Source organism: Nitrosomonas eutropha, from assembly GCF_900116685.1.
Classification (GTDB): Bacteria; Pseudomonadota; Gammaproteobacteria; order Burkholderiales; family Nitrosomonadaceae; genus Nitrosomonas; species Nitrosomonas eutropha_A.
The window spans coordinates 72,040-94,567 of the sequence record NZ_FPBL01000008.1 but is presented as its reverse complement, the minus strand read 5'-3'; the positions used below and the strand labels follow the sequence as shown (position 1 = coordinate 94,567).

Below are 22,528 nucleotides of genomic sequence, written 5' to 3'. Positions count from 1 at the left end.
GGGTAAAATCAAGTTGAATATGTTCCTCTGGCCTTTATTGATCGTTATTATAGGTGCCGGATACTTCTTCTTCTCAAAAAGTAAAAAAGAAAAAATACATAAAAAATACTGATTAAATAGTTTGCGATGGCTGATTTGTGTTTATATTTTGTGATCTGGATATGGACATGAATCGGCAAATATTGAATAGTAATAGTAGTTTCTAGATAGCGAGTTTGCCATCTTGAATGCTGATAGATAAAAATATGCAGTTGAAAGTCACATGGCTATTGATGCAGTGCTGTTAAGATGCGGATTGATTATATCCATGTCGCAATTTCTCCAAAGAACCAGGTGGAGCTGGTATTTAGATAAATTCTATTTGCCTACTAGAGAGCCGTCTTTATCCAGGATCAAATAGTTGCTTCTGCGCGAAGTGGGGGGTGATCTTAAGAAGCTTTTTATTGATAGTATTTTTATGTAGTAATGGCTTGACTTCAAGCAGTAGATAAGAGAATTCCATAGCGTTGTGTAGCCAAATCGGCTGAAGAGTCATTTAAGCTGGATTTAAGTACGTATTTCACTCTTCAAAGGTATCTGTGTAAATTAAACCAGCACAGAAATTATTGACTGTATGGATTTATCGGGCAGCTCATGTCATGCCGCGCTGACTACCCGATAAATCTTAAACCAGGTTAAAACATCATATCTAAAGACACTGATTTTTCAATTAATGAGCCTTAACTTCATTTGAAGCGGTTTCCTCCTGAACACTCACCTGGTCACCTAATTGTCTGAGCGTCCCGACACCTATACCCTTTACATTGGCTAGGTCTCCTACTGACTTGAACATGCCGTACTTTTCCCGGTATTCAATTATCGCTTTTGCTTTAACCGGCCCCAAACCTTTTACCGACTCAAGATCAATTTGACTTGCTGTATTGATATCTACCCCGGCTAATACAGATAAATTTAACCCGAAAAATACTACAAGAATCAAAAAAATTTTTTTCATCTTTTGAATCTCCATATAAAAATTAACAAGATAAAATCTTTTGGTTATCCAACTTATGTTTTTTTTGGCAGTTTGTGATTCTCCTGCCAAAAAATCAATATCGACACTATCCTTGCTAACTTTAACCGGGTGTACATCAGAGAGCTACATGGTTCAGTCAAAGTGGTTGTTAATAACCAATATTTATATAGATTTTGTGCGATTTGTTGAAATAAACCGGTATTGCAGGGTTATAGCTAATGAGAGATTGTTTTCTGCAAACGTCGTGAGGTGCTTGTGGTCGCGCCGCAAAATTCATATCGTAATGGGGCGGGGGCTTGTTTGACCATCGATCAGGTGAGTGTCAGAGGCTCGAAGCATCCGTTGGTACGTCTGCTTTCACATGCCAGGCTGGCTTTGCCTGCATCAAATATTGATACGTTGCATCTTCAAGCGATGGATAAAGTTGTGGTAGCTGATATGAGACTGGTAAGTATAATCCATGAGAAATCTGCATAAATACGTAGGATTTGCTCTTAATGGAGTATTTGGGATGCGATGAGAGATCCTGGAAAATTTCAGGAAATATGGAAGTTAGTGAAAATCATGTGGAGATCTGATAAATGCAGAAAACGAGCAGGTCAACCGAAGAATTAATTGACTAAAATGATGGTGGCCAAGGGCGGAATCGAACCACCGACACAAGGATTTTCAGTCCTCTGCTCTACCGACTGAGCTACTTGGCCTCAAAAATCAAAACAGCTTATAAAACTGACTATATCTTATCGCGCCGATAAATAATATTAATTTACTGGCGCGCCCGGCAGGATTCGAACCCACGACCCCTTGGTTCGTAGCCAAGTACTCTATCCAACTGAGCTACGGGCGCATTTTTACGATAAATATCTCTTTTTATTTCGTAACCTCTGCAAATAGCGGCATCCGGATACGCTCGAAGAGCTGTGCATAATGTTATATTTGGGCCTTGTTGTCAAGAATCTGATGTGGAAGATGATGTCATCGTATCCGGTACTAGCTGTGCTTCTTGTGCCGGTGAAACAAGAATGAATTGAATAAACTGATAGATTTAGCTGATTTGCGGGTTGAGTCTGTCTCAGATTATGGTGTGTGGGCTGGCTCGGATTGAGTATTCCTGTTGACCGAAGTGAGGTATCTCGGTAACTCGTTGGTGAATCGATCATTACAGTGTTAAAACATGCAATCCCAATTGATTTCACAAATTTGCCTATAAGTTGACTGTGCTATAACTATCACTATTCCATTAATGATATTTGGATATAAAAACTGCTATTCTGAATTTTGTTTCAGACGGTGTTTTGTGAATTTATGTATTTAACTTAATTACCAAAAGAGGTAAATATGAGCGGTTCTGGTAAAACGATCACCCAGATGAAATCGACAACAATTCTTGCTCCTGTGATAGCCGTTATTCTGGTGCTTTCAGCCTGTGGGAAACCTATGGATGCGCAAGCTCTGGTAGCCGAAGCTAAACAATATCAGCAACAGGGTAATGACAAGGCAGCAATTATTCAGTTAAAGAATGCCTTGCAACAAAATCCCAATGACCCTGAAATCCGTTATTTGTTGGGAACGCTCTATAACAAGGAAGGGAATATTCAGTCGGCAGAAAAGGAATTGAATAAGGCACTTGATCTTGGCATGGATCCAGTCAAAGTGTTGCCTGGGCTGAGCCAGGCATGGTTGGGAATGGGGAAATTTCAACAAATACTGGATGAAACTGAGAAATTATCCGGGGAAGGGAATTTTGCTGAACTGCTTACCTTGCGTGGCAATGCTTCATTGGCGCTAGGTAAAATTGAAGAAGCCAAAGCATTGTTTGAGCAGGCTTTACAGGATAAGCCAGGATTTGCAGATGCGTTGATGGGTATGGCCAGGTGCTCGCTTGCCCGGAACGATATTGAATCTGCCATGAATTTTTCCGAAGAAGCGGTGAAACTTAATCCAGAAAACAGCGATACAGTATTGTTCAGAGGAGATTTGTTGCGTGCTCAGAACAAGATTGATGAAGCGCTGGCCGATTATGCCAAAGCTATAAAACTGAACCCGGAATCATTAGCTGCGTATATTAATCGGGCAACTATATCAATCAGTACTAAAAAATTTGAAGCCGCCCAAGCAGATCTGGATGCCGTTCGCAAGATTGCTCCCGGTAGCCTGCCTGCTGCATACACGCAGGCATTACTCAATTTTAGCCAGGGTAAACATGCGGTTGCCCTTGAAACTTTGCAACAGGTGTTGAGCTCGGCACCAGAGCATCTTCCTAGTGTATTACTTGCGGGGGCCACCCAGTTTGCATTGGGGTCGCTTCCACAAGCGGAGCAGTATGTTGATCAATACTTGAAGAAGATTCCGAATAATCTTTATGCCATTAAGCTTATGGCATCGATTCAGTTGAAAAGTAATCAGGCAAAACAGGCGATTGCTACTTTAACCCCAGCGCTGAAGGCAGTACAACAGGACCCGCAATTGTTTGCACTGGCAGGCGAAGCCTATATGCGGATGCGAGATTTTACGAAAGCCACAGAGTATTTTGAGAAGGCTGGTGAATTATCCCCGGATAACGCTGCGTTATATACCGCAATGGCTATGAGCAAAATGGGGCAGGGGGAAAATAAAAGTGCCATTACTGATCTGGAGCATGCTACCCAACTGGATGATAAATCCGGTCGGGCGGGTGTCATGCTTGTTTTGACTCACCTGCAGCAGCGTGAATTTGATAAAGCGCTGAAAGCTGTTAAATCACAACTTGCCGAGCAACCTGACAATCCGCTGCTGCATAATCTGGAAGGTGGTGTTTACCTGGGTAAAAAAGACCTAATCAAGGCACGTGCAAGCTTCAATCAGGCGCTTTCCATACAGCCAGACTATTTCCCCGCCATTTCCAACCTGGCAAGAATTGATTTGCAGGAAAAGCATCCCGAGGCTGCACAGCTCCGCTTTGAAGAAGTACTGAAGCAGGATAAGAAGAATGTACAGGCAATGAATGCGCTAGCAGGTATCGCGCTCTCACAAGGAAATAAAGAAAAAGCAACGGAATGGCTGGAAAAAGCCAGTCAGGAGAATCCGGATGAGCTGCCGCCAGCTTTGCAGTTGGGAGCACATTATCTGGCCATGAATGAACCTGGGAAATCGCTTGCGCTGGCCAAGAAGCTGCAAGGTATTCATCCGGATAATTTGAGTGTCATAGAGCTGCTGGCTCGTGCTTATCTGGCTACCGGTGATAAGGATGCTGCACTGGAAAATTTCCAGAAACTGGCTGCCCGATTACCGGATTCTGCCCCTGCCCAGCTTCAACTGGCGCAGATCTATGCCTCTATGCAGAATACCAAGGCAACGGCTGATTCATTGAAAAAGGCGTTGGCTATTAAGCCAGATTTCTGGGAAGCTAAACTGATGCAGGCTCAACTGGCAGTTGAAGCCAATCGTGTGGATGATGCATTCAAGATCGCGCGAGATATACAAAAACAACACGAAAAGCTGTCGGTTGGATTCGAACTGGAGGGCGATTTACAAATGCGGCAGAAAAATGCAGCCGCCGCTACCACTGCTTATGAAGAGGCGCTGACTAAACAGAAAACCAGTCAATTATTGATCAAATTGCATACAGCTCTTAGCCAAAGCGGAAAAGAAAAGCAGGCTGATCAACGTATCACGCAATGGCTGAAAGAAAACTCGGCTGATGATGGCGTTCGTATGTATCTTGCAGGTGTTTACCTTGCTGGTAAAAAATATGATCCTGCCATCAGGGAATATAAAACCATCCTGAAACAACATCCTGATCATGCCGCAACACTGAATAATCTAGCCTGGATATACCAGCAGAAAAAAGATTCTGCTACCGCGCTCGATTATGCCGAGAAGGCATACAAACAGGCTCCGGACAGCCCGGCGATCCTGGATACACTTGGATGGATTCTGGTTGAGCAAGGAGATGCCGAACGAGGGACTTCATTGCTGCAAAAGGCTGTTGCAGCTGTTCCGGAAGCTGCTGAAATCCACTATCACTACGCAGTCGGACTATATAAATCTGGCAATACGGTTGAAGCGCGCCAGGAGCTTGAAAAACTGCTAAGTAGCGATAAACCTTTTTCTCAGAAAGATGAAGCGAAAAAATTGTTTGAAAGCCTGTGACGAGACAACACTAACGTGCTATTTCTTTCAGGCTAATCCCTAACTGAGCCCCTTGTGGAAGGAATTCACAAGGGGTTTTTTGTATGTGTATGAGATAATCTTGTTTTATTGGTGGCAGCACGTATCTGGTCATGCATAAAACTATCGAACATTTCATCGGACATACTCCCTTGGTCCAGCTCAAACGTATCCCGGGAGAAACCAGCAATATTATCCTGGCAAAACTGGAAGGCAATAATCCAGCGGGTTCAGTCAAGGATCGGCCAGCCTACTCCATGATCATGCGAGCTCAGCAGCGCGGAGATATTCGGCCGGGAGATACGTTGATTGAGGCAACTAGCGGCAATACCGGGATTGCATTGGCTATGTCGGCAGCAATTCTAGGTTATCACATGATTCTGGTCATGCCGGAAAATCAGAGTCTGGAGCGTCGTCAAGTAATGGCTGCGTACGGTGCCAAAATTATTCCGACAGGAAGTATGGAGGAGGCGCGGGATGTCGCCAGACAATTGTGCGAGGCTGGCAAGGGTTTTATTCTTGATCAGTTTTCCAATCCTGATAATCCGTTGGCGCATTACGAAGGTACTGCTCCCGAGATCTGGCAAGATACTGCGGGCGAGATTACCCATTTTGTAAGCAGTATGGGAACGACCGGCACAATCATGGGGTGTGCCCGCTACTTCCGAGAAAAAGAGCAGAAGGTAGAAATTGTAGGTGTACAGCCACAGGAAGGTGCTCAGATTCCCGGAATCCGTAAATGGCCGGAAGCTTATTTGCCTAAAATTTATCAATCGGAACTTGTTGATCGCATTTTACTGGTATCTCAGCAGGAGGCCGAGGTCATGGCGCGTCGATTGGCAGCTGAAGAGGGAGTATTCGCCGGTATTTCTTCGGGAGGGGCGCTGGCAGCAGTGCTGAAACTTTCTGTTCAGGTGAGAAACGCGGTGATTGTTGCTATTGTGTGTGACCGTGGGGATCGCTACCTGTCAACTGGAGTTTTTCCTTCCTGAGGGGCATGAAACCGAGGTGTTTCTGGTTTCTTCGTATCTGTTTTCCGGTTTGTATCTGCAGGCTTGCTACCCGCCTCTGGCTGTTTTTTCTGATTTACGCAGGTTGTTGTTCTCCGGCTAATGCTGCTGTCCCTTATTTTAATTTCGTACTGGAGAATATCCGGCACCCTGCCTTTAATATTCGCTCAGCCAGTATCAAGCTGACTAACATCTCATCGCCCGTTCTTGAAATCAATGTGGGTGAGCTGCTCGCAGGAAACTGGAGATGGCATGATCTTCGTTTGAGATGTAATCAAATTCGTATCAATCACGAATTAATTAGTTGTGAAATGGGGACATTGCAGCTTGGTAAGCTATTTTCATCGATAACTTTCCAGCTTTCCTTGCAACATAAGCAGCTTGTACTTGAAGTTCATCCATTCCCGACAAAAAATCCGAGAGAGAAGTGGCAGCTGATGATCGACTGGCAGGCAGAAAAGTGGCGAGGTGTGCTGAAAATAGTCAATGGAGAGGGAAAATTCTTGGCCGATTTGCTGCCTCAAAAAGAAGATCCACTACAGATACATCAGGCAAAGCTCAATGGAAGTATCTACCTGAATGGAGATAAGGCTTCAATATCAGCGTTATCCACACAGTTGAGCATCAATAAATTATCTTTCAGTGATGCGAGCGGGTTACATGCAGGTGAACGGATAAATCTATTATTTGACCTGAATATACGAAGAAAACAGGATGTTTGGCAATGGTGGGGCGAGATTACCTGGCCGGAAGGAGAGGTCTTTTGGCAGCCATTTTATTTTCCCGGAGAAGGACACCGATTAACTGCCAAAGGGATAATAAAAGATGATCATATTAACCTATCGCAAGGTGAACTCAGTTTGACGGGGATAGGTAAAGCGAATTTTTCTGCTGTTGTCAGCATTCCGGATCAAGCATTACAGCAGGCCAGATTGTCGGCCGAGAGCCTGGAATTATCCACCTTGTTCGGTAGTATTATCCGACCTCTGGTTGCGGAGACGGCACTGGCAGAAACGGAGGCTGTCGGCCAGGTAAATGTTGCCTGGCATTACCAGGATAATACAAACCAGTCACTGATTATTGGTTTGCAGGATGTATCACTAACCGATACTCGCGGGCGGTTTGCAGTAGAGGGATTGAACGCCCATATACCATGGAACCGAAACGAGGCGCTGGATGGATTAATCCGATTCAGCAATGCCCGGATCTTGAGAATTCCGCTGGGTGCAACACATATTCCAATCGAGACAAGCGGGGTGCAGCTCGGTATTCCTCGTGCAGAGGTGCCGATACTGGATGGAAGGCTGTTGATAGAAAATTTCATGGCTTCTTTGCAGACATCCGGCTGGCAATGGCAGTTAAACGGGCGACTTTTTCCGATCTCTATGGAAAAACTGACTGAATCCCTGCAGATTCAACCCATGTTTGGAACGCTGTCGGGTATTATGCCGAAAATGAGCTATGCCAATTCAACTATAACAATGGAAGGCGAGCTTGTTTCAGGGGTATTCGACGGTGTCGCGGTAGCCAGAAATTTGGTGCTGACTAAGCCATTTAGCTTGACCCCGCATCTGACAGCGGATGTGGCCATGTATCATATCGATCTTGATCTGTTGACCCGTGCCTATTCGTTTGGAAATATACAGGGACGGGCTGATATTGAGGTGAACGATCTTGAGCTGCTTAACTGGGAACCAGTGAGGTTTGATGCAAAGCTTGCCAGTAGCGCGGGGGATTACAAGCGTCGGATCAGTCAGGCGGCAATCAAGAATATTATTGCATTAGGTGGCGAGTCTGCAGTGACAGCTATCCAGAAAAGTTTTCTCGGTATGTTTGAACAATTTCGCTACGCTGAAATCGGCTGGGGTTGTAGGTTGCGTGGACATATTTGTTACATGAGCGGGATTGAGTCGGCTTCTCGTGATGACAAGGGATATGTACTGGTTAAAGGCAGTGGAATACCTGCAATTACTATTACCGGCTATAATCCGGAGGTGGATTGGCTTGAACTGCTTAAACGTCTGGAGCGCGCCATTGAAAGTGGCAATCCAGTTATTCATTAAAGATAATGACAAATCGCAATTCCAACCTGGTTTTGCTGGTGGCCGCTGGCTTTGTTGTGACGGCTTGCGTAACTATCAATATTTACTTCCCGGCAGCCGCCGCAGAGAAAGTCGCCGATAAGATTATCGATGAGGTTTGGCAGGCTGATGATGAGGCTGGCGGCAGAGAGCAACCCAGAGAGAAATCGGGCAATGACACTCGCAATAATAAAATTGACAATAAACCCGACGAGGTCAGGCCATAAAAGATCTTCTGAGGATGTGAATCTCGTGTACAGACAGTTAACTTGGTACATGACGCTGATATCACTGGGTTTCTTTCTGTGTATCAGCCTTGCGAGTGCGGTGGATTTTAAAGCCAGTTCACCAGCAGTTACCCAATTAAGACAAAATATGAAACAGCGTCACAGTCAATTGATACCATTTTATGACAGTGGTGCAGTAGGTTTGACTCGTGACGGCCTGATCGTGTTGCGTGATTCCAATACTGTACCTTTATCAGGACGGCAGTCGGTCAATATACTTGTGACAGCCGAGAACCAGGATCGTAATGCGCTTTATCGGGAAATAGCACTGGCTAACAATCATCCGGAATGGGAAAGTGACATTCGTTCAACATTTGCCCAACGATGGATAAAGTGGGCCAGACCAGGCTGGTGGTATCAGCAGGAGAACGGTTCCTGGCAAAAAAAGTGATCTGGCGAGGTATGGGTGACTGATTTCGATCAGAATATCCGACAGAGAAACTGCTTGAAATGACTTGATAAATAAGTGAATATTGTTTCGCTAGAGTGTAAAGGAGCTTCTGAATAAGTCTATGTTGTTTTTACGCATAAATTTATTCAGAAGTTCTGCATGAAGGAATTTGTTCCCGGGATTGGCGGCACAAGCCGCCGTGTTGTGTTTTAGAACAAAAAAATAGGGTGTGCTTTCTGTGTCTCATTTAATGAATACTTATGCGCGGCTTCCCGTTACCTTTATCAGGGGGGAGGGCGTTTGGCTGTGGGATGATCAAGGTAATCGCTACCTTGATGCGCTATCAGGAATTGCGGTCTGCGGGGCTGGGCATTGCCATCCGGTGCTGACGAAAGCCTTGTGTGAACAGGCTGCTACGTTAATACATACCTCTAATCTCTACCACATTCAGAATCAGGAGCGTTTAGCAGACAGATTGACTAGTCTGTCAGGCTTGGAGAAGGTTTTTTTCTGTAATTCCGGAGCAGAATCGAATGAAGCAGCTATTAAACTGGCACGGCTTTACGGCCATAACCAAGGAATAGATCTGCCAACGATTATTGTCATGGAGCGCTCATTTCATGGTCGGACCATGGCGACACTTACTGCCACGGGTAATCGCAAGACTCAGGCGGGTTTTGAGCCGTTACTCACGGGTTTCGTACGTGTGCCCTATGATGATCTGGAGGCAGTCAACAAGGTCGCAGCGAATAACAAGGAAATTGTGGCGGTACTACTGGAAACCTATCAGGGCGAAGGCGGAGTTAATTTCCCACAAGCAAACTATCTGCAAGGATTGCGTAAGATCTGCGACCAGAACGACTGGTTGCTGATGCTTGATGAAGTGCAATGTGGCCTTGGGCGGACGGGCAAGTGGTTTGCTTTTCAGCATAGTGATATCGTACCGGATGTTATGACTCTGGCAAAAGGATTGGGATCCGGCCTGCCGATTGGCGCCTGTCTGGCGGGCGGAAAAGCGGCAGAAGTATTCAAGCCTGGTAATCATGCTTCTACTTTCGGTGGCAATCCACTCGCATGTAGAGCTGCTTTGGCCACTCTTGACATCATTGAGCAGGAAGGATTGATGGCTAATGCTGTGACTATCGGTAATTTCATGCGAGAGGAATTCAAGCGGAGATTGCACACCTGGCAAAACGTGCTGAAAATTCGCGGACAGGGAATGATGATCGGGATTGAGCTGCCGATACCCTGTGGCGAGCTTGTGCCTGAAGCATTGAAACGTCATTTGCTGATCAATGTGACATCTGAAAAGGTAGTACGATTACTGCCAGCATTGAATATGCAAAAGACAGAGGCAGAACAGGTGATACACGAGGTATCCGCTCTTATTTCCTGGTTTCTTGAGAATCGGGAGAAATAATGATAGGGGTGTGAGCCGACGGTTGTCGCTAGAGTGCACTCGAAAGACTTCCTCTTGCTACTTGGTTGTCCCGCTTTTTTACTTTTTCAGATTCAAGTGGTTTTTGTTTCATCTACTTGATAGATGAGCCAGAAATACAAAAATCCCCGGATGTTTTTGTTGGTGGAAATCATTTATGCAGATCAGGCATTTTTTACAGTTCAAGGATTTTGACCGGTTGGAATACGAGTACCTGTTCGACCGGACGCGCTGGATCAAGAATGAATTCAAGCAATATCGTCGCTACTGGCCGTTGACCGACCGTACGCTGGCGATGATTTTTGAAAAACACTCCACACGTACACGCCTTTCATTTGAAGCAGGCATGCATCAATTGGGTGGCAGTGCCATCTATCTTTCAACACGTGATACCCAGTTGGGGCGTGGCGAGCCGGTGGAGGATGCTGCCAGAGTTATTTCAAGAATGGTCGATATCATTACCATTCGTACTCACGAGCATCAAATTATTGAACGTTTTGCTGAGAATTCACGGGTGCCGGTGATCAATGGCCTGACAGACGAATATCATCCTTGCCAGATTCTGGCGGATATCTTTACCTTCATGGAACATCGTGGAAGTATCACAGGCAAAACTGTAGCCTGGATCGGCGATTCCAATAACGTGTGCAATACCTGGCTGCAAGCTGCCGAAATTTTTGACTTCAATGTGCATGTTTCTACTCCACCGGGTTATGAAGTGGAGCCTGAGCGGGCAGGTTTGTATGGCACAGATCACTACGAACAGTTTGCCTCGCCACATGATGCGGTGAAAGATGCAGATCTGGTTACAACGGATGTGTGGACCAGCATGGGTTTTGAAGACGAGTTGGATACACGTAAAAATGATTTTGCAGATTTTCGTGTGGATACTGAGATGATGGCCTGTGCAAAAAAAGAAGTGCTGTTCATGCATTGTTTGCCGGCACATCGGGGTGAGGAAGTGGATGCAGAAGTTATTGACGGGCCTCAATCAGTGGTGTGGGATGAAGCCGAAAATCGGCTACACACACAAAAGGCGTTGATGGAGTACTTGCTGCTGGGCAGGATTAGTGTCAGGTAATCTTTTAATTACCTGTAAATTTTTGATTGTGAAGAGACATGGATAAAGTTAAGAAAGCGGTATTGGCATTTTCGGGGGGACTGGATACCTCGGTCATTCTGAAATGGCTGCAGGATACCTATCAGTGCGAGGTGGTTACTTTTACAGCGGATATCGGCCAAGGTGAAGAAATTGAGCCTGCACGTGCCAAGGCTCTACAGCTCGGCATCCAGGAAATCTTCATTGAAGATTTGCGTGAAGAATTTGTACGCGACTATGTTTTCCCCATGTTCCGTGCCAATACGGTTTATGAAGGGGAATATCTGCTTGGCACCAGTATCGCGCGCCCGCTGATTGCTAAGCGACAGGTGGAAATTGCACAGCAAACAGGTGCTGATGCGGTTTCTCACGGCGCAACCGGAAAGGGTAACGATCAGGTACGTTTCGAACTTGGGTATTACGCCTTGCAGCCAGATATCCGTGTCATTGCTCCCTGGCGCGAATGGGATTTAACTTCGCGTGAAAAACTGTTGGCGTATGCCGAGAAACAGGGTATTCCGATTGAGATGAAGAAAAAGCAGGGATCGCCGTACAGCATGGATGCCAATCTTTTGCATATTTCCTATGAAGGACGTGCACTGGAAGATCCTGCTGTAGAGCCAGAAGAAAGCATGTGGCGCTGGACGGTTTCGCCAGAAGCTGCACCAAATGAGCCTGAGTATCTGGATCTGGAATATGAGCGGGGTGATATTGTTGCATTGAATGGTGAGAAGTTATCTCCTGCAGCTGTGCTGGCTAAACTCAATCAATTAGGCGGTAAACATGGCATCGGGCGCCTTGATCTGGTGGAAAACCGTTATGTTGGAATGAAGTCACGTGGCTGCTATGAAACGCCTGGTGGCACAATTATGCTGCGTGCCCGCCGTGCAATCGAATCAATCACCCTTGATCGGGAAGTTGCCCATTTGAAGGATGATCTGATGCCACGCTATGCCGCACTGATTTATAACGGTTACTGGTGGAGCCCAGAAAGAAAATTATTACAAGTGCTTATCGATGAGTCCCAAGCACATGTAAATGGCCAAGTCCGGGTCAAGCTCTATAAGGGTAACGTGATGGTGGTCGGGCGTGATTCCCAGACAGATTCGCTATTCGATCCCACGATTGCTACTTTTGAGGAAGACGGAGGGGCTTATCATCAGGCGGATGCTGCAGGCTTCATCAAACTTAATGCGCTGAGAATGCGAATTGCAAAAGCTCTTTGCAGGCAATGATTTAGGGAAATCGACTATCCCGGAGCCTGTTAACTAAGAACCTGTTCAATATCTCACTGAAGGGCGCATTACGGCGTTGAAATTGAACTGTATCCCTTGATAGAGACCTTGAACAGGTTCTAAGGTGCTGACTTTAAAACTACACAGTTAGCACCTGTCAGCAGAAAGTAGAGCTACTAAGATCAGCTATTCTTAGTTCTTATTATCAAATTTGCAGAAAGTACTGCGTTGACTGCTTTTCTGACTATCTCTGTTCTTCTTTGATTGCTCTGGTTGTATAAACTGATTGGTATTCGTGCAATCGCGGTTCAGCAAACTCGTTTGCTATGATTACGCATAATTCTGAAAGATATCCTATGAAAAACCCTTCAGATATATCATGGAAATATCTGTCTGTGCCGGCACAACCTGGAAAAGCAAAATCTGGACGAGGCAGCCGTCAGCTTGCCTATACAGATTGGGGAAATCCGGAAAATCATCATGTAGTGATATGTGTACATGGCCTGACGCGCAACTGCAGGGATTTTGATTTTCTGGCGGAAGCCCTGGAGCAAGATTTCAGGGTGATTTGCATTGATCTGGCAGGTCGTGGTCGCAGTGACTGGCTGGGAAACGCAGAGGATTACAATTCTGCGATGACTTATTTGTCTGATATGGAATGTGTGCTCAAACATATCTACCGGCAAAACCACCACGACTATCTCCATTTTTACTGGGTGGGTGTGTCCATGGGAGGACTGATTGGCATGTTGCTGGCTGCCCGGCAGCGCTTGTCAGCCATTTGCCGGCTCAGTGCATTGGTCATGAGTGATATTGGCCCGTTTGTTTCATCCGCTATCCTGTCTGCGTTTGCCATGACTATCGGACAAGATCCCCGTTTCCGGAATCTGAGAGAACTGGAAACACACATGCGCAATACGGCACTGCCCTATAACGCGCTTACAGATGTGCAATGGCATCATATGGCACTGTACAGTGCACGTGAGTATGAGGATGGCACAATTGGCTACCGCTATGATCCCGTCATCTCATCCGGTTTTCGTCCATCGAACTTGAGAGATCTCAATCTGTGGCCCTACTGGAACCGGCTTGATCTTCCGGTACTGGTGCTCCGGGGAGAAAAATCAGGGGTTCTGACACCTGAAACAGTCAGTGAAATGCAATTACATCAGCCCGATGTAAAGTTCGTTGAACTGGCTGGTATCGGTCATGCGCCCATGCTGATGGATACAGAACAAATCAACGTGGTCAGAAATTTTCTGCTGAAATTCAGAAATCAGGCGTAATAAATATCGTCAGACAGGTAATCAGATCTGCTGCCTCCTATGCAAGCAGCAGACAGTATTTATTAATGTTTAATCCGAACCCGGTAACTCAGCACAGTTTTCTCATTGCCGGGAATGATGATCTGCCATTCAGCCAGATTAGCGGCCGACTTGGTATGGGGAAAAGATTCTGAAATTACTATCCAGTCACCGGGGATAGGTTCCTGTACATGAATGGTGACTGCTTCCTGGCGTGTGTTGTGAATTTCAATCTTGTGAGCTGTTTCAGTGAAATGTTGAGAAGGGGTATCCAGCTGCTGAAAATCTGTCTGGGTTCTCGTGGCTGTAATATCGAAAGCTTTACCCAGCTTCACACGAACGAGTTCATTTTTCGCGGTGTGGTCAATGCGATCTTCACCCAGAAATTGCGCATTACCCTGGGAATCATTTTTGTAAACACGTACCGTTCCTCCAGGTAGTGGCTTATCCAGCTCTTTTCCCTTGTTTCCAAACTGGATAAAAATATCTGGCCTCAATTTATTATCGTCGCTGGTATATCTGCTGAAGTAATGAGCTTCAATACCACGCAGTAGAAATTCTTTGTTAACCGGAATATCTGCAGCCGCCATCAGCGCTACCTGTTTTGTCTGGTTTTCTGCCAGTGTTGCGGAGGCAGGCATGGTGTAGAGATGATATTCAAACAGGGATTCTTCCTTACTCTCCTGATATTCGGCGGCGTCAGCCACCATGGCCATCATTTTTCTGGTCTGAGGTTGCTCGAAGGAAACCTGATTGATATTTCCGGCCACCAGTTGCAGATGGGCATCCGGGTACGCAATGCCACTATGGTTGGCCAGCGTAATTAATCCGCTGAGATCAATCCGGCTATCATCGGCATTGAGTTTAGCCACGTAGTCAGCCTGCCAGGAAAGCCCGGAGGTCAGGTAGGATAATTCGAGTTCACGTTTTCCTGGAGAAGTATTCTCCAGTACCAGTGACAAGGAGGGCCGATCATGCAGGTGATCGGGGATATCCGGAAAGGTGATTCGCCCTGTAGTACCGGTTTCGATCCGATCTGTGAATTTCAGTATCACCCCTCCAAGGGTGGAGAGTACGGTGGCGGCTTCTATTGTTTCTTTTCCGGTTACAGGATTGGTATAAATAACATTGACGGTGCGCCCGAGATAACTTTCCAGCAGTTTTTCCGGGGTAAGCAGATCAAAATCAAAATTCTGTTCCAGCAACCGGGATTCGGAAGATTGCCCCGGTGTGTGCAGCAGTACTGTTTGTGGACGTATCCGAGCTGAAACTTCACGCCAAACTAGCCTGTTTATACCTTGTTCCATGGAAACCTGTCGCAGATCCCTGATCAATGCCAGGTTTTCATTGTAGATCGTAACACCGATCTGCTTTTGATCCTGGAGCGTGATGGTTTTTTCCTGCATGTGCATGGTAAACCCAGTAACACTGGTGATTGCCAGTGTCAGCGGCAGTACAATTGTATATAAGGCTTTCAGCATGTCATTTTTTCCTGATTTTTTAGTATTGTTGATAGTCTGGCCTTGAAAAATTGCAGATAGATACGTTGTATTCCATGCTGCTGTTTTGATGTTCAAGTTGAAAGGTTATGCTACTTCAGCAGTTTCTGATTTATCTGATGGTACTTCTGTTTCATCAGGTTTTGTTGAATGGCCGGGTATATTTAATCGAAATGAATTATCTGCCGTGTTCGAATCTTGTTGACTTGTTGGATCATCAGGCTCAATAAGTTCAGCAGATACTTCTTTTTCCGTGCCTTCCTCAGTATCTGCCAGCATGGTTTCGCTGTTATCAGAAGAAGTAGAATGTTCTTTATAATCTGCGATTATATTGGATGAAATTTCTTCGTCGGAACGATCCTGAATAATTCTGGTTGTTTCAATTTCCTCCCGTATTTTCCGAGAGGCCAGTGCAATCGCAGCCTCATCTGCCTGAATACGTGCCCGTGCAGCTTCTACAGCCATGGTTTCAACCGCTTCTCGCGCAATGGCACGTTCGACAGCCAGCGCATCCTGCTCTATGCGTGCTTGTATTGCCATCAGGGCTGAAGCCTCTGTCTGGATTTTATGCAGTACCGTGGCGGCTGTTATTTCAGCAGCCTGGAGTCTCTCTTCCGCTTTTGCCATGGCGATAATCTGGTTCTGCGCAATAGTTGTGGCGAGTCCAGTCAGTTTTGGCTCCATTTCCATGCGCTCTCTGGCTGCCAACCTGGCTTGCTGAACAGCTTCAGCCTGTTTTTTCCTGTTTTCGATCAGACGTGCTTCCATTTCTGCCAGTTCGTTGGTTTCTTTTTCAAGCTGTCTGTCCAGTGCAATCCGTTCTTCAGCCAATTTTGCTGTATGGGTTTCTGCTGCAATTCTATCTTCGGCTGTTTTCTTGGCGACTGCTTCTGCAGCGGCACGAGCACGGGATCGTTTGATCGCCATTTCCTGTGCCTGAATACGTTCCCGAATTGCATCCGTGATAGCCAGATCAGTTTGTGTTTTTTCGTTGAATATGGCTGTTTCCTGCTCTTTTGCCTGTATGCGGGCCTCAACAGCAGCTCGTGCTTCATTTTCTGCAATGATGCAGGTTTGTGTCTTTTCCAACAACAGAGTGTCGGCTCGAGTACGTTCCAGGGCGGCTTGTTCAGCCTCCTGCTCGATCTGGATAAGCTGTTCCGCGATTGTTTTGGCGTTTCGTTCAGCCTCTATCCTGCTGCGTACTGCAGTTGCAGCTTCCAGTTCGGCTGCAGTACGAGTCTCTGCCTCCGATTTTTCAGCTAGATCAAGTTCTTGTCGGGTATCTGCTGCCTTAACTGCTCTTTTCTCAGCATCCAGTTTGGCTTGTTCAGCTTCTCGCGCCCTGGTTTCTGCCTGTAGTTTTTCTTGCGTTTGTGAGGCCAGATTGGCTTCAGCCTCTATACGCAACCGAATTTCCTCGATAGCCTGACGTTCAGCTTCGGCTTTGGCATTTGCCAGTGCAGTCTTTTTCTCATCCTCTTTTGCTCTGGTGCGTGCCAGTGTTGTTGCTTCTGCTTCGGCAGAGGAGGCGGCAAGTGCTATCTTTAGTGCTTCCTCATTGGTTTTTCTGCGGGCAATGGCTGCTTCTATTGCTCTTTGCTCTGCCAGTTCCTTTTCTCTGGATTTTTCCAGGGCAAGCGCTTCTTCTTGTGCACGCCTGCGTGCTTTTTCGGTTATTGCTGCTTCGGCTTGTACTTTGGCACGCAAAGCGGCCACAATTTCTTTTTCCGCCCTGAGACCGTCTTCAACAGTCTGACGCAACCTTGCTTCCAGTTCCTGGCGTGCCTGAGCCTCCTGTGCCACCAATGTTTCTGCCCGGGCGCGTGCCCTGGCTTCTTCTGTGGCTGCTGTTTCGGCCTTGATGCGTGCTTCGGCGGCTAATCTGGCACTGGCTTCTACCCGGGCACGCGCTTCTGCGGTAACACGTGCCCGAGCCTCAGTTTCAATCCGACCCTTGGCCTCACGGATCGCGATATTTTCAGCCTCCAGTCGTGAGGCGTTACTGTCATCAAAAGAAGAATCGCAACCTTCTTGTCCGAGAGGATCATTTGTATCCGGGAGTTCATTCCCGGATAGCAGCGTTTTGCCGGTATGAACGGGGACAACGTTTAATTCAGCCTCATTTTCCGGTTGTGGTGAAATGTTCAAAATCGATCTGAGATGAGATTTGAATAGCATGGCGGGTACCGTTTATCGAGAAAAATGTGGGAGCGGCGCTTACCTTATCAATCACTGTGGCATGGCAATCGGCTAAAAAAGGGGTGAAAAACCTGGTTAATTAAAAGAATGTGAGCATCGCAGATGAGCCATAGCGAAAATGGCTTTCCGGAGCCGGGTTATGGTATGCCGGTTACATTGACACTCCCACCGGCGAGTGAACGCATAATAGAAAAGCTTTCTTGAAACATTTTTGTGAGCACAGGAGTGAAATAAGGCAAAGCCCATGACATGACCAGCAGGCCGATTCCCAGCGTTAATGGAAATCCAACTGCGAAAATATTCAATTGCGGCGCAGCGCGTGTCAGGATACCTAGCGCAAGATTGGTGATCAGCAAAGCTGCCAGAACCGGCAGAGCCAGATGCAATCCCAACGCAAAAATTTCAGCACCCCAGTTAACAAGAGTTGTGAATGAAACAACATTCATTCCATCTGCGCTGATTGGCAGGGTGGTGAAACTCTGTGCGAGCACAGCAATAACCTGTAAATGTCCGTCAATGGCCAGAAACAAGAGTGTGGCAAGCAGTCCGTAAAAACGGCCAACCAGCTGAACCTGGCCGGATTGCTGCGGATCAAAGAAAGTTGCGAAACCGAGCCCCATCTGCAATCCCGTGATTTCTCCCGCCATTTCTACCGCAGTAAAAACAATGCGTATGGAAAAACCCATCGCCAGCCCGATAATAATCTGTTGCAACAAGACAATGAGGCCAACGCCGGAGCCTGGGTCAATCTGAGGTAGCGGAGGCAGCAGGGGGGCAATCAGAATAGTCAGCAGTACAGCCAGTCCCAATTTGACCTGGGTCGGAATACTGCTGCTGCCCAGCAGTGGAGTGGCAGTCATGAGTGCGAGAATTCTGGCCAGTGGCCAGATCAGGGTAATTAGCCAGTCGTTCAGTTGCTCGGTGGTGATGCTGAACATGGATCGATAACCTGTTTTATTCGAGTACTGTTGAAGGTGATTTCTCAGGCTGTAGCAAAACGTGATCAGAGAGGTACCAATCCATGCATTTTTAACAGCCTACCCACCGTTGATAATCCAGGGAATATTGGTGTAAAGCCTTTCAATGTAATCAAGCATGATTTGTAACATCCAGGGGCCAGCCAGCGCCAGAGTAAGGAAGATAGCGAGCAGTTTCGGAATGAATGACAAAGTCATTTCATTGATCTGTGTGGCAGCCTGGAAGATACTGATGGCCAGGCCTGTCACCAGTGCTGCCAGCAATAAAGGTGCAGCGATCGTGAATGTGATTTCTAGCGCCTGTCGGCCGATAGTCATTGCCTGTTCCGGGCTCATGTGGCGATCTCCTTATCAGGTATAGAAACTCTGGGTGAGTGAACCAATCAGCAGGTGCCAGCCATCCACCAATACAAACAGCATCAGTTTGAACGGCAGCGAGATAATCATTGGCGACAGCATCATCATTCCCATTGCCATCAGTGTGCTGGCAACGACCATATCAATGATCAGAAAAGGGATAAAGACGATAAATCCGATTTGAAAAGCAGTCTTCAGCTCGCTGGTAATATAGGCGGGTACCAGAATTTTCATCGGTACCTGCTCCGGGCTTTCAATTTCCTCGCTCCCGGAAATCCGGGCGAACAGTGCAATATCTGTTTCGCGTGTCTGGCGCAGCATGAAGATCTTGAGTGGATCGCTTGCCTTGTCCATCGCTTCGATAATACTGATCTTGTCTTCGGAGAAAGGTAGATATGCTTCCATATACATTTTGTCAATGACCGGCGACATAATAAAGAAAGACAAAAACAATGCCAAACCAACCAGCACCTGATTGGGAGGGGATGATTGCGTACCCAGTGCCTGTCGCAACAATGACAAAACGATGATAATGCGGGTGAAACTGGACATCATCAGTACAGTAGCAGGTAAAAATGTCAGCGAAGTCAGCAGCAGCAGAGTTTGCAGGCTGAGGGAATAGGTAGTGCCTCCCCCCGCTGCTGGTGTGCTGGTGATAGCCGAGAGCCCTGCTTTCTGGGCAAACACCGGGCTGATACCCGCTACCAGGAGCAGAATGATGCAACTGATGGAGTGTCGCCGGATAACAATCCATTTACATAGCAGGTTTTTATTGCTCATGATCTTGCTCCAGATTGGCCTGCAACTTCTTTGTAAAACTGTTGCCAGAGGGAGGCTCAGCTGTTTCAACAGATGGAGAGGATTTTTTGTGCATCTGGTGCAGCAAGTTGACCCGACCGGGTGCGACACCCAGCACTAGCCAGGTATCATCAATCTCTGCAATCACTACTCTTTCTTTCTGGCCGATACTGGCGGACGAGATAATTTTCAGCAGACCGGTTCGATTGGCAGGATTAAATCCAATTTTCTTGAACAACCAGGCAATCAGTGCAATAAATGCCAGCACGATGAACAATCCTGCCGATAGTTGCAGCATATTCCCGGTGGAAATTACAGGGGGGGGCGGGGTGAAGCCCTGGTTCTGCACAGATTCGGCAAGCACCTGTTGAGGTAACCACAGTATGGTGCCAATCTGGACAATTATGCGCGGCATGGGTATGGAATCAATCCAGAGGTGAGTTAGCGGTTAAGTTTGCGGATGCGTTCGCTGGGAGTGATGATGTCTGTCAGGCGAATACCAAATTTTTCATTGACGACGACAACTTCACCCTGAGCAATTAGGCAGCCATTGACCAGCACATCCATCGGCTCGCCCGCCATGCCATCCAGCTCAATGACGGAGCCTTGTGCCAGTTGCAGCAGATTTTTAATAGCGATTCGGGTGCGACCCAGCTCAACTGTCAGTTGTACCGGAATATCCAGAATCATATCGATATCGTTACGGGTATCGTTCAGGACATCATTTCTGGAAAATTGCTCAAAAACAGGAGATGGCCTTGTCAGATCCTCGCCTGGTGTATGAGCTGATGTGCTGGCTGATGATTCGCTGGTTTCATCGGTAACCGAATGGGTTTCAGCAGCCTGTTGTTCTGCCATGGCGGCGGCCCAGTCATCCTGTTCGGTTTGTGGTTCGGTTAATATCGGTTCATTCATGTTCTGCTCCGATGTTTGATTTTAATTATCAGTCAGTTTCGGTTGGGGTTCGTACAGTCTTGACTTTAAGCGCATAGTGATCGTTGAGAATGCCGTAATGACAATCCAGGATCGGTACACCATTTGCCATAGCCATTACTGTGTCTGGAATATCAAGTGCGATGACATCACCTTCCTGCATGTTGAGGATCTGGTGTAATGTCACCCGGGCATGACCCAGATTGGCAATAATTTCTATTTCTGCGCCTTGTACCTGTCTGGTTAGCGACTTGATCCAGTTATTGTCAACTTCCACATGATCTTCCTGCATGCTGTTGTTGAGCAGATCGCGTATTGGCTCCAGCATGGTGTAGGGGGTGCAGATGTAGAACTCTCCACGATTGCCGCCTAGATTGAGCTCAAACGAGCTTGCGACAACAACATCGGTTGGTGTTGCAATATTGGCAAATTGCGGGTTCATTTCTGCGCGGATGTATTCAAACCTGACCGGGTAGACAGATTTCCAGGCCTTTTCGTAGTTTTCGAATAAAACATCCAGCAAACGCCGGATAATGCCCTGTTCGGTCAGGGTGAACTCACGTCCTTCCACTCGGGTATGAAAGCGACCATCTCCACCGAACATATTGTCCACGATCAGAAATATCAGGTTTGGATCAATGGTGATCAGCGCAGTGCCGCGCAATGGCTTCATACTGACCATGTTGATATTTGCAGGCACGACCAGTGAACGGGTGAATTCGCTGTATTTGATGGTTTTTATTGAACCAGCGGAGATGTCTACTCCCCGCCGCAAAAAATTGTAGAGCCCGATCTGCAGAGAATTGGCAAAGCGTGCATTGATAATTTCCAGAGCGGGCATGCGTCCTCGTACAATCCGCTCCTGGGTGGCCATGTCGTAAGGGCGGATGCCGCCCGGATAGGTGACCTCGTTTTCCTTCTGGGCTGCTTGCTGATGCTTGTTACTACTATCAAAGTTCAGTAGCGCATCAACTTCATCCTGAGTGAGAAAGTTCTCGGCCATGGCGAGCAGGGTTTACTGAATGATGAAAGAGGTGAACAAAACATCCAGAATATCGCTTTGCAGGGCTTCAGATCCAATCTTTGATCGGATCGCCTGAATGATATCCTGGCTGAGTTTTTGTTTTCCCTCCAGCGTATTGATTTCAGAGGGCTTTTTACTGGACAATAACAACAGAACCTGATTGCGGATTTCAGGTTTACTGTTTTCGATAACCGTGATTACTTCGGTTTCGTTTACTTTGAGGGATAGCTCCACCTGTAGATAGCGAGATTCCCTTTCTTCTGGTTGCAGATTGACGGTAAAAGATTCGATCTTGACAAAAGCTATCGGTTTTTTCTTTTCGACTACAGCTTCTGATCCTGACTCTTCATGCTGTTTTTTCATGAAATACCAGGTTCCGCCGATGCCTGCCGCGGTGAACAGTAATCCGATCAGGATGGACAGGATCAGTTTACTTTTATTGCCCGTGCCGGCCGGTGCAGTCGCTTCGCTCATAATTTCTCCTGCGTGGATATTAATTAATATCAGCGCATTATGGGCAATCTCCAGGGGATTCGATCACGTAAATAATCACCTAATCTCGGGCTATTTCCATACTCTGGACAGAAAGGGGCGTGTTATGCCACAAGGGTATTTGTAGCAGGTAATTCCGGGAAGGGTGATAAGACGTGGTAGTGATTAATCTGTGAGACTCTTTTCATTTCGATGCAAAAAATCTCATCTTTGGAGCCAGTTATGTCGAGCAGTTTT

Annotated in this window: 19 protein-coding genes and 2 tRNA genes; 9 read left to right on the top strand and 12 right to left on the bottom strand. The window is 46.7% G+C overall.

Going from position 1 to position 22,528, the window contains the following annotated elements:
• Positions 1-709: 709 nt before the first annotated feature.
• From BM331_RS08975 to BM331_RS08960, 3 genes are all read right to left on the bottom strand, one after another.
• Positions 710-994, bottom strand: a complete 285-nt coding sequence (locus BM331_RS08975; RefSeq protein ID WP_074929026.1) for a ComEA family DNA-binding protein — start codon at positions 992-994, stop codon at positions 710-712.
• 649 nt (positions 995-1,643) lie between these two features.
• Positions 1,644-1,719: transfer RNA gene (locus tag BM331_RS08965), tRNA-Phe, on the bottom strand.
• A 66-nt stretch (positions 1,720-1,785) separates the two neighbouring features.
• Positions 1,786-1,862, bottom strand: a tRNA-Arg gene (locus BM331_RS08960).
• Between the two features lie 491 nt (positions 1,863-2,353).
• Here BM331_RS08960 and prsT point away from each other — a divergent pair.
• The 9 genes from prsT (at position 2,354) to BM331_RS08915 (ending at position 13,991) form a co-directional block, all read left to right on the top strand.
• The gene (prsT, locus tag BM331_RS08955; RefSeq protein WP_074929017.1) at positions 2,354-5,146 is read left to right on the top strand and encodes an XrtA/PEP-CTERM system TPR-repeat protein PrsT; all 2,793 of its coding nucleotides are present in this window, start codon (positions 2,354-2,356) and stop codon (positions 5,144-5,146) included.
• 131 nt (positions 5,147-5,277) lie between these two features.
• Positions 5,278-6,156 carry a cysteine synthase CysM gene (cysM, locus tag BM331_RS08950; RefSeq protein ID WP_074929016.1) on the top strand — a complete coding sequence of 293 codons (879 nt, stop codon included), beginning with the start codon at positions 5,278-5,280 and terminating at the stop codon, positions 6,154-6,156.
• A gap of 5 nt (positions 6,157-6,161) precedes the next feature.
• Positions 6,162-8,237 (top strand): hypothetical protein, encoded by a 2,076-nt coding sequence (locus BM331_RS08945; protein WP_074929015.1) that lies wholly within the window; start codon positions 6,162-6,164, stop codon positions 8,235-8,237.
• Positions 8,238-8,242: 5 nt separating this feature from the next.
• Positions 8,243-8,482: a hypothetical protein gene (locus BM331_RS08940; protein ID WP_074929014.1), complete on the top strand. Its 240-nt coding sequence runs from the start codon at positions 8,243-8,245 to the stop codon at positions 8,480-8,482.
• A 49-nt stretch (positions 8,483-8,531) separates the two neighbouring features.
• Positions 8,532-8,933, top strand: a complete 402-nt coding sequence (locus BM331_RS08935; protein ID WP_256214872.1) for a YdbL family probable chaperone protein — start codon at positions 8,532-8,534, stop codon at positions 8,931-8,933.
• A gap of 238 nt (positions 8,934-9,171) precedes the next feature.
• Positions 9,172-10,353 (top strand): aspartate aminotransferase family protein, encoded by a 1,182-nt coding sequence (locus tag BM331_RS08930; RefSeq protein ID WP_074929012.1) that lies wholly within the window; start codon positions 9,172-9,174, stop codon positions 10,351-10,353.
• Positions 10,354-10,528: 175 nt separating this feature from the next.
• Positions 10,529-11,452, top strand: coding sequence for an ornithine carbamoyltransferase (argF, locus tag BM331_RS08925; protein ID WP_074929011.1), 924 nt, complete (start codon positions 10,529-10,531; stop codon positions 11,450-11,452).
• A 38-nt stretch (positions 11,453-11,490) separates the two neighbouring features.
• Positions 11,491-12,705, top strand: a complete 1,215-nt coding sequence (locus tag BM331_RS08920; RefSeq protein WP_074929010.1) for an argininosuccinate synthase — start codon at positions 11,491-11,493, stop codon at positions 12,703-12,705.
• Between the two features lie 356 nt (positions 12,706-13,061).
• Positions 13,062-13,991: an alpha/beta fold hydrolase gene (locus tag BM331_RS08915; RefSeq protein ID WP_256214871.1), complete on the top strand. Its 930-nt coding sequence runs from the start codon at positions 13,062-13,064 to the stop codon at positions 13,989-13,991.
• Positions 13,992-14,053: 62 nt separating this feature from the next.
• Here BM331_RS08915 and BM331_RS08910 read toward each other — a convergent pair whose 3' ends face one another.
• The 9 genes from BM331_RS08910 to fliL form a co-directional block, all read right to left on the bottom strand.
• Positions 14,054-15,490: a DUF4139 domain-containing protein gene (locus BM331_RS08910; RefSeq protein WP_074929007.1), complete on the bottom strand. Its 1,437-nt coding sequence runs from the start codon at positions 15,488-15,490 to the stop codon at positions 14,054-14,056.
• A gap of 105 nt (positions 15,491-15,595) precedes the next feature.
• Positions 15,596-17,659 (bottom strand): coiled-coil domain-containing protein, encoded by a 2,064-nt coding sequence (locus tag BM331_RS08905; RefSeq protein ID WP_256214870.1) that lies wholly within the window; start codon positions 17,657-17,659, stop codon positions 15,596-15,598.
• A 188-nt stretch (positions 17,660-17,847) separates the two neighbouring features.
• Positions 17,848-18,648, bottom strand: a complete 801-nt coding sequence (gene fliR / locus BM331_RS08900; protein WP_074929004.1) for a flagellar biosynthetic protein FliR — start codon at positions 18,646-18,648, stop codon at positions 17,848-17,850.
• 99 nt (positions 18,649-18,747) lie between these two features.
• A complete protein-coding gene (fliQ, locus tag BM331_RS08895) occupies positions 18,748-19,023 on the bottom strand; it encodes a flagellar biosynthesis protein FliQ (protein WP_074929002.1) in 276 nt (91 codons plus the stop codon).
• A gap of 15 nt (positions 19,024-19,038) precedes the next feature.
• Positions 19,039-19,824 carry a flagellar type III secretion system pore protein FliP gene (gene fliP, locus BM331_RS08890; RefSeq protein ID WP_074928999.1) on the bottom strand — a complete coding sequence of 262 codons (786 nt, stop codon included), beginning with the start codon at positions 19,822-19,824 and terminating at the stop codon, positions 19,039-19,041.
• The gene (gene fliO / locus BM331_RS08885; protein ID WP_074928997.1) at positions 19,814-20,257 is read right to left on the bottom strand and encodes a flagellar biosynthetic protein FliO; all 444 of its coding nucleotides are present in this window, start codon (positions 20,255-20,257) and stop codon (positions 19,814-19,816) included. The genes fliP and fliO overlap by 11 nt, the downstream gene beginning before the upstream one ends.
• A 26-nt stretch (positions 20,258-20,283) precedes the next feature.
• Positions 20,284-20,757, bottom strand: coding sequence for a flagellar motor switch protein FliN (gene fliN, locus BM331_RS08880; RefSeq protein WP_074928995.1), 474 nt, complete (start codon positions 20,755-20,757; stop codon positions 20,284-20,286).
• 28 nt (positions 20,758-20,785) lie between these two features.
• Complete coding sequence (gene fliM, locus BM331_RS08875; RefSeq protein WP_074928993.1) at positions 20,786-21,778, bottom strand: flagellar motor switch protein FliM; 993 nt, start codon at positions 21,776-21,778, stop codon at positions 20,786-20,788.
• Between the two features lie 12 nt (positions 21,779-21,790).
• Positions 21,791-22,273: a flagellar basal body-associated protein FliL gene (gene fliL, locus BM331_RS08870; protein WP_074928991.1), complete on the bottom strand. Its 483-nt coding sequence runs from the start codon at positions 22,271-22,273 to the stop codon at positions 21,791-21,793.
• Positions 22,274-22,528: the final 255 nt, after the last annotated feature.